Genomic DNA, 11,908 nt, shown 5'->3' on the forward strand with positions numbered 1-11,908 from the left:
AACGCCTGCTTTTTCTAAAAATTCTAATCCCGAATTATCTTTATAACCTTCTAGATATACGACTCTTTTTATTCCCGATTGGTGTATTAGTTTACTACATTCTTTACATGGCGAAAGCGTGATATATAAAGTTGCTCCTTCGCAAGTTTGTGTCGAACGAGCTACTTTTAGTATTGCATTTGCCTCGGCGTGAAGCACATACCATTTTGTAAATCCTTCTTCGTCTTCGCAACAATTTTCGAAACCAGATGGCGAACCATTGTAACCATCGGAAATTATCATTCTGTCACGTACAATAATCGCGCCAACTTGTTTCCGTTTGCAATAAGAAAGTTTGCCCCATTCTTTTGCTAATCGCAAATAGGCTTTATCGTATTTGTTTTGTTTTTTCTCTTTCATGGTTTACAAAAGTAAATCATTTTTTTAGTTGAATGATGAATTGGGAATATTTAACTATTATTTTAGTTTACTGAAGTTAAAATGGTTGCTCTAATAGCCTTGATTACTTCACTTGGCTTCTATTTTCATTGGAGTTCAGTGAACTTCGTTTGAAATAAAAATCCTCGCCTAGTCTTTTGGGACGAGGCGAGATTGTAATGAAATACAGGAATAAGGTTTGCAAAAATATCCGAGATTTTCGCTTCTAAAATAAATTATCTACTCCAAACGGGACTTTGAATGATTAGCGGAATGACTACTCCTATTATAAATGCCGACATGACCAGTGTCCAGTCTCTTTTCGAGAATCTGAAAACGGTTTGTACAATATAAGAAATAATTAGAATGACAAAAACTACGATGATTTGGGCGGTTTCTATTCCTAAAGCAAATTCTGAAAGCGGCAATAGTTTGTCGGTTGCGTTTCCTGGCAAAATGGTTTTGAAATAGTTAGAAAATCCCAATCCGTGAATGATTCCGAAGAATAATGTCACAAAAGCTAAGAGGCTAATTCCTTCGCCTTTGTTATTTTTCCCTGCTGTAAAAAGGTTGAATAACGCTACAATAAGGATTGTGATGGGAATTATAAATTCTATTAGATTGGCTTTAATATAAACAACTCCAAACACTGAAAGAACCAAAGCTAATGTGTGTCCTAATGTGAAAAGTGAGATGAGAAGTAGCAATCTTCGCCAGTCTTTGAAAGCATATGGAACAGTTAGCGCGATTAAAAACAAAACGTGATCGTAAGCACTTATATTGAGTACATGTTTTAAGCCAATATTAAAATATAACCAGAATTCAGACATAACAATAAGATTTGGGTTTATCAAACTTACAAATTATTTTTTGTTTATGACTCTTTTTTAATATTTGATTGTTTTGAAAAGTATTTTGAAAATGATTTTAAAGAAAATAAGAATATGAGTATCTTTGTGTAAATATAAACTACAACATTATGTCTTTTTCAGATTTATTCGATAGCGAATTTAAAACAAGAAATAAAGGTCATTTTTCTGCCATTGTTCGTGTAGCAATTGCCGATGGTGATTTGAGTGCAGAAGAAAAACAATTTTTAGACAAACTAAAAACACGTTTAGAAATTTCTGATGCCGAATATGATGAGATTTTAGAAAACCCTCTAAAATATCCAATTAATCCACCAGTATTACACTCACAAAGATTAGAGCGTTTGTATGATTTGTCGAGAATGGTTTATGCAGACCATATTCTTGGACCTAAACAAAAAGAGATTCTTACTAAATTCACACTCGCATTAGGATTTACACCAGGAAATGTAAGTTATATAGTAGATAAATCGATGTCACTTTTACTCTTAAATGTAGATTTAGATACATTTTTGTACGAAATGCAAAATATGAATAAGTAAAGATATTATTTCACAAAAAAATCCACCGCAAACTACCGGTGGATTTTTTTATTCAAAGCTATTTATTACTAAGTTAAATCTTAAAAGTTACAATTGGCTTGCTAGCATGATTTACCAAACCTTCGCTAATACTTCCGTTAAAGAAATGATACAAACTTGTTCTTCCGTGTGTACACATTCCTATTAAATCTGCATTAACACTACTCGCAAAATTTAGAACACCAGTTTCAATATTTGCGTCATTATATATATGTAGCGAATAGTTTGTGATTGAAAAATCTGCCACAAAATCCTTCATTATTTTTTGTGCAGCATTAGAGGTTTTAAAACTATTTGGCGTGTTTATCATAACTAAATCTAGGTGCGATCCAAAAACATTGGCAAAAGCAATAATTTTTTCGAAAGGTTTTTTTACTTCTTTAGAAAAATCTGAAGCAAACACAAAACGATCAGTCTTAAAATTATTTGTATCGTGTTTAATCACTAAAACTGGAGCTTCTGATGTTCTTACAATTTTTTCGGTGGTGGAACCTATAAGCAATTCTTGAAAACCTGATGTACCATGAGAGCCCATTACTACAAGATCTATATCGTGTTTTTTGCTCGATTTTATAATTCCTTCAAAAGCACTTTCAAGCTTAACCGCTTCACTTATTTTAATCCCTTCCAGATAATCACGATTCAGAACATCTTCTAATTTTTCGTGCGCTTTATTAATAAAAAAAGCGATTTCGGGAATTGCAGCACCACCACTAACAGCATCTCTCATTTGCGACGGAAGCTCTAACATGTGTACTAAAAAAATTTCTCCGTTTGTATCTCTTGCAATTTGCGCAGCAACTTTTAGAGCATGTTCAGCATTTTCTGAAAAATCGGTAGGAACTAATATTCGTTTCATAATCGTTGGTTTTTAGGGTTGATAATAGTTAATTTTTTAAATCTTCATTAAAGGTAGGAAATTATTTAACATAAATCAAAATTTCGTAAATTAAAAAAAAGTAGTATATTTGCACATTATTAAGCAGTTTATCTAAATAATGAGGGAAGCACTGCTTCCCTCTTTTTATACAATATGACATTTAAAGAAAAAGTAAAAGAGTTGTTAGAGCAAGGGTTGGCAGAATACCCAAGCTTGTTTTTAATTGATTTAAATATCAACGACGCGAACAAAATTATTATAACTTTAGATGGTGATAATGGCGTTCAATTGCAAGACTGTATCAACATAAGTAGAGCGATTGATAATAATTTAGACCGAGAAGAAGTAGATTTTGCTTTAGAAGTTGCTTCGGCAGGAGTTTCATTGCCATTAAAATTAGTTCGTCAGTACAAAAAAAATATTGGAAGAACTTTAAAAATAAAAACTGCGTCACAAACTATTGAAGCTTTGCTTTTAGAAGTTTCGGATGAAGACATTACAGTAGAATGGAGTTCGAGAGAACCAAAAAAGATAGGAAAAGGAAAAGAAACAGTAGTGCATAACGAAAAAATCGCTTACGCGGATATTCAAGAAGCTATAGTTATAATCATATTTTAAATTAAAAGAGTTGGCATGGAGAATTTAGCATTAATAGATTCATTTTCAGAATTTAAGGACGACAAATCGATAGATCGCCCAACGCTTATGGCGATTTTGGAAGATGTGTTTAGAAACGCATTGAAGAAAAAATACGGTTCAGATGATAATTTTGATATCATTATCAATCCTGATAAAGGTGATATGGAAATCTGGCAAAGAAGAGTAATTGTAGCTGATGATGATTTAGATTTAGATCATCTTGAGATTACACTTACCGATGCAAGAAAAATTGAACCAGATTTCGAAATTGGTGAAGAAGTTTCTGAAGAAGTAAAACTAATCGATCTTGGAAGAAGAGCAATTTTAGCTTTGCGTCAAAATCTTATTTCAAAAATTCACGAACATGACAATACAAATCTTTACAAACAATTTAAAGATTTAATTGGTGATATATATACAGGAGAAGTGCATCATGTACGTCCAAGAGTAGTAATTCTTGTAGATGACGAAGGGAATGAAATCATTTTGCCAAAAGAAAAACAAATCCCGTCTGACTTTTTCCGTAAAGGAGATAACGTTCGTGGAATTATTGAGTCTGTTGAATTAAAAGGAAACAAACCTCAAATTATTATGTCTAGAACTTCAGAAAAGTTCCTAGAAAAATTATTTGAACAAGAAATTCCAGAAGTTTTCGACGGATTAATTATGGTGAAAAACGTAGTTCGTATTCCTGGTGAAAAAGCAAAAGTAGCTGTCGATTCTTACGATGACCGTATCGATCCAGTTGGAGCTTGTGTCGGAATGAAAGGATCACGTATTCACGGAATTGTTCGCGAATTAGGAAACGAAAATATAGATGTTATCAATTATACGACTAACATTCAATTATATATTACAAGAGCATTAAGCCCCGCAAAAGTATCTTCTATAAAAATTAATGAAGAAACAAAACGTGCTGAAGTTTTCTTGAAATTAGAAGAAGTTTCAAAAGCAATTGGACGTGGAGGACACAACATCAAACTTGCCGGTCAATTAACTGGCTATGAACTTGATGTGATTAGAGAAGGAACTGTAGCTGCCGATGATGATGTAGAATTAACAGAATTCTCAGACGAAATCGAAGCTTGGGTTATCGAAGAATTTGCAAAAATTGGTTTAGACACAGCAAAAAGCATACTAAGTCAAGATGTAAACGACTTAGTAAGAAGAACCGATTTAGAAGAAGAAACTATTCTTGAAGTAGTTAGAATATTGAAAGAAGAATTTGAAGAATAAATTCTTGATCAGCATGCGCATACCACAATAAAAAGATAATATAAAAAGATTTTATGTCTGAAGGTACAATAAGAATAAACAAAGTTTTAAGGGAATTTAATATCTCGTTAGAAAGAGCCGTAGATTATCTAAAGGATAAGGGACACGTTATTGAGTCTAATCCTAATACGAAAATCTCTGACGAAGTGTATAATGTCCTGTCTAATCAATTTGCTGGAGACAAAGGAAATAAAGATGCTTCAAAAGAAGTTGGCGAAGAAAAGCGAAAAGAAAAAGAAGCTTTGCGTGTAGAAAGAGAACACGAAATAGAAGAAAAACGTAAACATGACGAAGAGCGTCAACGTCAAGAAGTTATTAAAGCAAAAGCTGTTGTAACTGGACCAAAACAAGTTGGAACAATAGATTTATCGCCTAAAGCGACTATCAAGCCAACAATTGTTCCAGAACTAAAAGCAGAAGTGAAGACTGAAACAAAAGTAGAAGTAAAAGCCGAGCCAAAAACTGAAGCTCCAGTTGCAAAAACTCCTGAAAAAACAGAGCAACCGAAACAAAACACAGCAAAAGAAACTCCTGTAAAAGAGAATCCTGTTGCTAAAGTGCCTGTTAAAGAAATAGCAAAGCTAGTTGTCGAAAAAACACCAGAAGTAACTTCAAATCCTTCAGTTGAAGAAACTCCAGTCGATGAGACACACGAAACCAAATACACAAAACTTTCTGGACCCACTTTTTCAGGTCAAACTATCGATTTATCGCAGTTTAACAAACCTAAAAAAGTAATTGAGCCTAACAAAGGAGCAGTAAAACCAGCAGGAGCGGGAAATAACAATAACGCAAACAAAAATAAACGCAAAAGAATTCCTACTAAGCCAGGCGAAGCAAATGCAACACCTAGAACACCAGGAACAAACTTAATTAGACCAAACACGGGTGGCGGAAACGCAACTGGCGGAAGTTTTAATCGCGCAAATAAACCAGGTTTCGTAAAAGGAGCAAGACCAGCTATTGTAGCTAAAGTTGAGCCAACTGAAGAGGAAGTAAAAAACCAAATCAAAGAGACTCTTGAGCGTTTGCAAGGAAAAGGAAGCAAATCTAAAGCGGCAAAATACCGTCGTGATAAAAGAGATACACACCGTCAGAAATCTGATGATGAGCAAAGAGATATCGAGGCTGGAAGCAAAACTATCAAAGTAACAGAATTCGTTACTGTTGGTGAGGTTGCAACCATGATGGATGTGCCGATTACCAAAGTAATTGGAACTTGTATGTCACTTGGAATCATGGTTACAATGAACCAACGTTTAGATGCAGAAACATTGACAATTGTTTGTGATGAATTTGGATTTGAAGTAGAATTTATTACTACAGATCTTGAAGAAAATATAGTTGTTATAGAAGATACTGAAGAAGAATTAGTACATCGCGCACCGATTGTTACCGTAATGGGTCACGTCGATCACGGTAAAACATCTTTACTGGATTATGTTCGTAAAACAAACGTAATTGCAGGAGAATCAGGAGGAATCACACAGCATATTGGTGCATACGGAGTAGAATTAGAAAACGGTCAAAAAATCGCATTCTTAGATACACCAGGTCACGAAGCGTTTACCGCGATGCGTGCACGTGGAGCTCAAGTTACCGATATCGCCATTATTGTAGTTGCTGCCGATGATGATATAATGCCTCAAACAAAAGAAGCAATATCTCACGCGCAAGCGGCAAATGTGCCAATTATTTTCGCCATCAATAAAGTAGATAAGCCAAATGCTAATCCTGAAAAAATCAAGGAAAAATTAGCAGCAATGAATTTCCTAGTTGAAGACTGGGGAGGAAAATACCAATCACAAGATATATCTGCAAAAACAGGTATTGGTATGAAAGAATTATTAGAAAAAGTATTGCTTGAAGCTGAAGTTTTAGACTTAAAAGCAAACCCAAATAAACCAGCAACAGGAACAGTTGTAGAAGCATTCCTTGACAAAGGTCGTGGATATGTATCAACAGTATTAGTGCAAGCAGGAACCATGCGTGTAGGAGATTATATCCTTGCAGGGAAAAACCACGGAAAAATCAAAGCTATGCAAGATGAACGTGGTAATAATGTTACCGAAGCAGGTCCATCTACACCAATATCTATCTTAGGTTTAGCTGGTGCACCAACAGCAGGTGACAAGTTCAATATTTTTGCTGACGAAAGAGAAGCAAAAGCAATTGCAGCAAAACGTACCCAATTAATGCGTGAGCAATCAGTTCGTGTACAACGTCATATTACACTTGATGAAATTGGTCGTCGTATCGCTCTTGGACAGTTTAAAGAATTGAACATTATCCTTAAAGGAGACGTAGATGGTTCGGTAGAAGCATTATCAGATTCATTCTCAAAATTATCTACACCAGAAATACAAATCAACATCATTCACAAAGGAGTTGGAGCAATTACAGAAACTGACGTTATGTTGGCTTCTGCATCAGATGCAATTATTATTGGATTTAACGTTCGTCCAGCAGGAAACGCTAAGCAACTAGCCGATAAAGAAGAAATCGATATCCGTCATTATTCTATTATCTACGCTGCAATCGACGATTTACGTGATGCAATGGAAGGTATGCTTTCTCCAGAAATGAAAGAAGAAATTACAGGTCTTGCAGGAGTTAGAGAGCTTTTCAAAATATCTAAAGTAGGAACTATTGCAGGATGTATGATTACTGATGGTAAAATACTAAGAGCAAATAAAGTACGTGTAATTCGTGACAACGTAGTGATTCACACAGGTGATATTATTGCACTGAAACGTTTCAAAGACGATGTGAAAGAAGTAGCAAAAGGTTACGATTGTGGTATCCAAATAAAAGGATTCAACGAAATCGAAATTGATGACGTTATCGAAGGATTTACAGAAGTAGCTGTAAAACGTAAACTGAAATAATATTCAATTATACATAAAAGAAGCCCGACAAACTCAAATTTGTCGGGCTTTTTGTTTAACCAATACCTATGAAAATCAATATTTGATTGCCTTTTTAAGGCAACTAATTTTCTTGTTTTTTAAAATAAAAAAAACTTCATGAAGTGTTTTGTTTGAAACAGCATATTTTTCTTACATTAGTGCAAAAAAAAATAAAAATGCCATTACCACAATTAGGCCTGTCATTATCTATAACAGACAACCCAGGATCACCACTATATGCAGGTGTAGGACAAAGAGAGCATATGAGTGAGTTTGATTCTGCTTTTACAAAACACACCATAACAATTGTAATTACTGACGAAGAAGTTGGTTCTGTTAACATAAATCTTAAAAAGAAAGATAAAATTTCTGAAGTAAAACTTCCAACTTATAAAATGAGTGTAACAGATGATAAAACAAGCGAAACCAACTATTATGAAGTAACGAGAGATACCCTTTTGCTCAAAGAACTAAAGACAAAAAGTATTGGAGGATTTTCGTTTTTGGGAGTTGAATGGTTTAAGAAAAAAGCAATGACGCTACCATCAATTTCTTATGAACCATTAAAAATGGCTATTGAATATTTTGAAGTTTCAAGATATAGAACATTAAAAGAAAATTTCTTATCCTATACTTTAAAAAAAGAAGATAAAATTGCCAATCTAATAGCAGGTGAAATACCTGAAAATCTATTTGATAATGCAAAAACCGATAACTTTTTTTGTGTTATAGATAATAGTAATGGTCAAAGATTTATTGGTGATATTCGTTACCGCGAAAAATTTATAAAAACTACACCAAAAGTTGAAATTCAGCTAATGAAACGAGATAAAACAGTAAAAGAATTTGAGTTTGATAAAAACGGAAAAGTCAACAAAGTAATTTATTTATAAGTATGTACGGGATATATTATAAAACGCCAATTAGCTTTAAAGATTTAATAGCCAAAAAGGAAATTGAAAAAACCAACTTAGAGCATTCAATTGCTCAATACATTAACCTCGTAGCAACAACTTCATTTGGCGAATGCAAATTTGATGAAATATTTGGTTGTAAAATTTGGGAAACCGATTTCGATTTACTTTCTGATCAAAATACTTTAAAAGATCGAATTAGAGAAGATTTAAAAGAGGCAGTAAAACAACACGAATATCGATTAGAACTTACGGAAATTGATATTAGCATAACTGAATCTAAAGCATCCTCTTACAACAATGGATTGAGAATGAAGAAAAAAGTAAACGTGGTCATAAACGGAAATGTTAAAAAAACGAATAGACCATTTAATTTTTACGGATACTTTTATGTTGGACCACTTTCTTACATTTAATTAAAATATTATGGAAATACAAGAACGAATTAAAGACAGAATACTTAAAAGAGCTGCAAGAGTTTGGGGATATACGGATAGTGAATTAGAAACATCTTTTGATCCCATCGTAGCAATGCTATTAGAATCGTGTGCTTCTGAATTAGAGAAGCTTTCAGTCGAGCTTAATAATTCGCACGCAAGAATAGTGGAACGTTTGTTGGAAATAATGTCTCCGGCGTCAAATGCAGGTGCACTACCCTCAAGAACTATAATTCATGCCAAACCTTCAGAAAACAATTACACGCTATCATTGGAGCATCAGTTTTTTTGTAAAAAAAGCATTCATAATATTTACGATCCAATTAAGTCAAATGTAAAAGATGTGTATTTTGGACCCACAGGGTCTTATCAATTAACTACTGCAGATGTAGAGTATATGGCTTTTGGCAGCAATCTTTATAACTTTAATCGAACTATTTACAAAGAGTTTTTTTTAAAAGCGGAAAAACCATTAAAACCATCAACACTCTGGTTAGGAATTAAATGTCTTGACCCAAATGAGATATTAAAAAAATTGATGTTTTACATTGAAATTAAAAATTCACATCAAAGAGAAGTATTTTATCATTATTTAAAACAAGCCAAAATATTTTTAGGGGATCAACAAATTCAGTTTAAAGACGGCTATAATGTACCTACTAAAGATATAGATGTTGATGCCATAATAACCAAAAATTACAACAGAATTAACCAGATTTATTCAGAAGTTAATAAATTTTATTTTGATAAATTTATTCATTTTACTGAAGACATAACACTTCAGCCAGAAATGTTAAATGTGCCGGAAACTATTAAAGAATCATTTACAAGCGATAAAATAAATTCTTTAAATGATGTTTTATGGCTAAGAATAGAGTTTCCTGAAGTAATAAATAATGATATTTTTGAAAGTTTAAGTTTTTCACTAAACTGTTTTCCGGTAGTCAACAAGCGATTGTTAAATTCGGCACAAAGAATAGACCCTTATATAAATTATATTCCACTTGTAAATGAGGATCATTTTCTAGATTTAGAAGATATTACAGACTCGAGAGGTTATAACTATCATTTAAAAGAATTTTCAAAAGGGACCCCGGAATTAGGAGATGCTACCCTAAGAAACAATGGTGTAGTACGTTTTGATGAAAGAAATGCATCAGAAATAATGCAATATCTTTTAGAACTTTTAAAAGATGAAAGCGCTTCATTTTCAGTATTAGGAGGAGATTTCGTAAAGAATATTATTGGCGAAATGAATCAACTCATTGCAACATTAGAACAGCAAACAAAAGAGAATTCTTTTCTAAAATCTAACTTCCCCTATGTTATGGTAAAACCAAGGCTAGATGAAGACAGAAATGAAAACGATTCCTTTTTTGTCAATTTTTGGTCCACCTGTGGCGAAGAAGCTAATGATATTAAACCAGGTACCAGATTAGATTTGCCCTCTGGTACAGATTTCCTAGCAAATACTATGTATTTAGTCCAACCAAGCGTGGGAGGTAAAACAAGACTAACATCGAGAGAAAAAATTCTGTCATACAGAGAAGCCTTACTGACTCACGGACGAATAGTTACTTTTGCCGATATAAAAACTTTTTGCCTGAAGCACTTTAGCCATTCTATTTCAGGAATTGAGTTAAGTAAAGGGACTAAAATCGATACCTCATTAAAAACAGGCTTTGTACGAACAATAGATATCAAAGTGCAAAGAAACTTAGACTCTGATGCTCCTATTTCTGAAAATGAATGGATTTATTTATGCGATAACTTGATGCATAAACTCGATCAGGTATCGTCAAATATATATCCATACAGACTAATAGTAAATTAAAATGATATCAAAATCACTTTTTTTAATGCCAGAACTAAATGCCAGCATTAACCAATCTATCAATTTTTCAGTAATGCAAATGGGTGAGCAATCAATGAATCCCTCATTTGACTTACAAAATAATTTAAAAACCAATATAGAAAATAGCCTGCAAAATTGGCGTTCCAATTTTAAAACGGCTAATGCCAGTTGCCCTACGTGCCCTAACCCACCAGGCTACGGCTTTAGAGTCAATTTTGGATTACAAATCTTGCTTGATTTCAAGATTAGATATAAAGCTAATGTGGGAGTAGGTTACGGACATCGTTCAGGTGATTTAGCAGGAGTAGCAGCACTTAATGCTAGTATTTATAACCACGGATTAGGCACGGCGGTAAATAGCAGAGAGCTAGTTATTGATGTTACAGCCGCTACATATCTGACTGTTGGAGGGGGAAAAGGAACGCCACTCACTACCAATACTTTAAATTATAATAGCCCTTCACCTATATTAAATGACTTCAAAAATTCGTTTACCTATGGACAATTGGTCACCTGGAATTCGGCTTTAAACGAAAAGAGAGTATCATTGTCTGATGTTCAGCGTGAAGGTATGATTGGTTTTAGGTTGGGCGATTTTAATGTGAGCTCGAATAATGATACTAAAAGAATCTTTCAAGGAGGTGGTACTGATAAGGGCTGGACAGGAGGAGTATCGATAGTAACTCCTTTATTTGAGGTAGGTTTTCAGGATTTTACGGGGGATTTTCAAAAACTTGAACAAGAGGATAAAAGAGATAAGTTAACAGATGAAATTAAAAAATTAAAAAAGTCAGCACTTTCATCAAAAGCACAAATTGAGGCATTAGAATCTGAATTATTACTTTTGACAAAAGGTAAATTTCACAATCAAAGTTCTTATCAAAAAAGCTTGAATAAGGCCTCGAATTATTTCAGATTTAAAAACAATGGTAGTGATTTAACTATTGATTTAATAGGAGATGCTTGGTTACAAAACGAGATACATAAAGCAATAAAAGATTTTAAATTTGAATATGACTTTAAAGACACTGACATATGGAGTGGACAAAAATTTTAATTCTATCGGTTTTAATTTCATTTTGTAGTTGCAAAAATTACTACGTAAGCGAAGGTGGTGGTTATAGACCAAAAA

11 protein-coding genes are annotated in these 11,908 nt (G+C 33.5%); 8 read left to right on the plus strand and 3 right to left on the minus strand.

Annotation, left to right across the window (positions count from 1 at the left end; translation table 11 throughout):
- Both ACH2BG_RS13125 and ACH2BG_RS13130 read right to left on the minus strand, forming a co-directional pair.
- Window positions 1-399, minus strand: a 399-nt coding sequence (locus ACH2BG_RS13125; RefSeq protein WP_395048147.1) for a deoxycytidylate deaminase, incomplete at its 3' end; no start/stop codon positions are given.
- A 254-nt stretch (window positions 400-653) separates the two neighbouring features.
- Complete coding sequence (locus tag ACH2BG_RS13130) at window positions 654-1,247, minus strand: HupE/UreJ family protein (RefSeq protein WP_395048148.1); 594 nt, start codon at window positions 1,245-1,247, stop codon at window positions 654-656.
- 149 nt (window positions 1,248-1,396) lie between these two features.
- On the opposite strand from ACH2BG_RS13130, the gene ACH2BG_RS13135 reads away from it, so the two are divergent.
- Window positions 1,397-1,828, plus strand: coding sequence for a TerB family tellurite resistance protein (locus ACH2BG_RS13135; protein ID WP_395048149.1), 432 nt, complete (start codon window positions 1,397-1,399; stop codon window positions 1,826-1,828).
- A 73-nt stretch (window positions 1,829-1,901) separates the two neighbouring features.
- On the opposite strand, the gene ACH2BG_RS13140 is transcribed toward ACH2BG_RS13135, so the two are convergent.
- Window positions 1,902-2,726, minus strand: coding sequence for a universal stress protein (locus ACH2BG_RS13140; RefSeq protein WP_395048150.1), 825 nt, complete (start codon window positions 2,724-2,726; stop codon window positions 1,902-1,904).
- Between the two features lie 174 nt (window positions 2,727-2,900).
- On the opposite strand from ACH2BG_RS13140, the gene rimP reads away from it, so the two are divergent.
- From rimP to ACH2BG_RS13175, 7 genes are all read left to right on the plus strand, one after another.
- The gene (gene rimP / locus ACH2BG_RS13145; protein WP_395048151.1) at window positions 2,901-3,365 is read left to right on the plus strand and encodes a ribosome assembly cofactor RimP; all 465 of its coding nucleotides are present in this window, start codon (window positions 2,901-2,903) and stop codon (window positions 3,363-3,365) included.
- A gap of 15 nt (window positions 3,366-3,380) precedes the next feature.
- Window positions 3,381-4,622, plus strand: coding sequence for a transcription termination factor NusA (nusA, locus tag ACH2BG_RS13150; RefSeq protein ID WP_091476516.1), 1,242 nt, complete (start codon window positions 3,381-3,383; stop codon window positions 4,620-4,622).
- 53 nt (window positions 4,623-4,675) lie between these two features.
- Window positions 4,676-7,549, plus strand: coding sequence for a translation initiation factor IF-2 (gene infB / locus ACH2BG_RS13155; protein WP_395048152.1), 2,874 nt, complete (start codon window positions 4,676-4,678; stop codon window positions 7,547-7,549).
- Window positions 7,550-7,746: 197 nt separating this feature from the next.
- Window positions 7,747-8,463, plus strand: a complete 717-nt coding sequence (locus tag ACH2BG_RS13160) for a hypothetical protein (RefSeq protein WP_395048153.1) — start codon at window positions 7,747-7,749, stop codon at window positions 8,461-8,463.
- A 2-nt stretch (window positions 8,464-8,465) separates the two neighbouring features.
- Window positions 8,466-8,900 (plus strand): GPW/gp25 family protein, encoded by a 435-nt coding sequence (locus ACH2BG_RS13165; protein ID WP_395048154.1) that lies wholly within the window; start codon window positions 8,466-8,468, stop codon window positions 8,898-8,900.
- A gap of 10 nt (window positions 8,901-8,910) precedes the next feature.
- On the plus strand, window positions 8,911-10,755 hold the full coding sequence (locus ACH2BG_RS13170; RefSeq protein WP_395048155.1) for a type VI secretion system baseplate subunit TssF: 1,845 nt from the start codon (window positions 8,911-8,913) through the stop codon (window positions 10,753-10,755).
- Window position 10,756: 1 nt separating this feature from the next.
- The gene (locus ACH2BG_RS13175; RefSeq protein ID WP_395048156.1) at window positions 10,757-11,833 is read left to right on the plus strand and encodes a hypothetical protein; all 1,077 of its coding nucleotides are present in this window, start codon (window positions 10,757-10,759) and stop codon (window positions 11,831-11,833) included.
- The last annotated feature ends 75 nt before the right edge of the window (window positions 11,834-11,908 follow it).

The sequence above is a fragment of the Flavobacterium sp. genome (genome assembly GCF_043779715.1).
In the GTDB taxonomy this organism is placed as follows: Bacteria; Bacteroidota; Bacteroidia; order Flavobacteriales; family Flavobacteriaceae; genus Flavobacterium.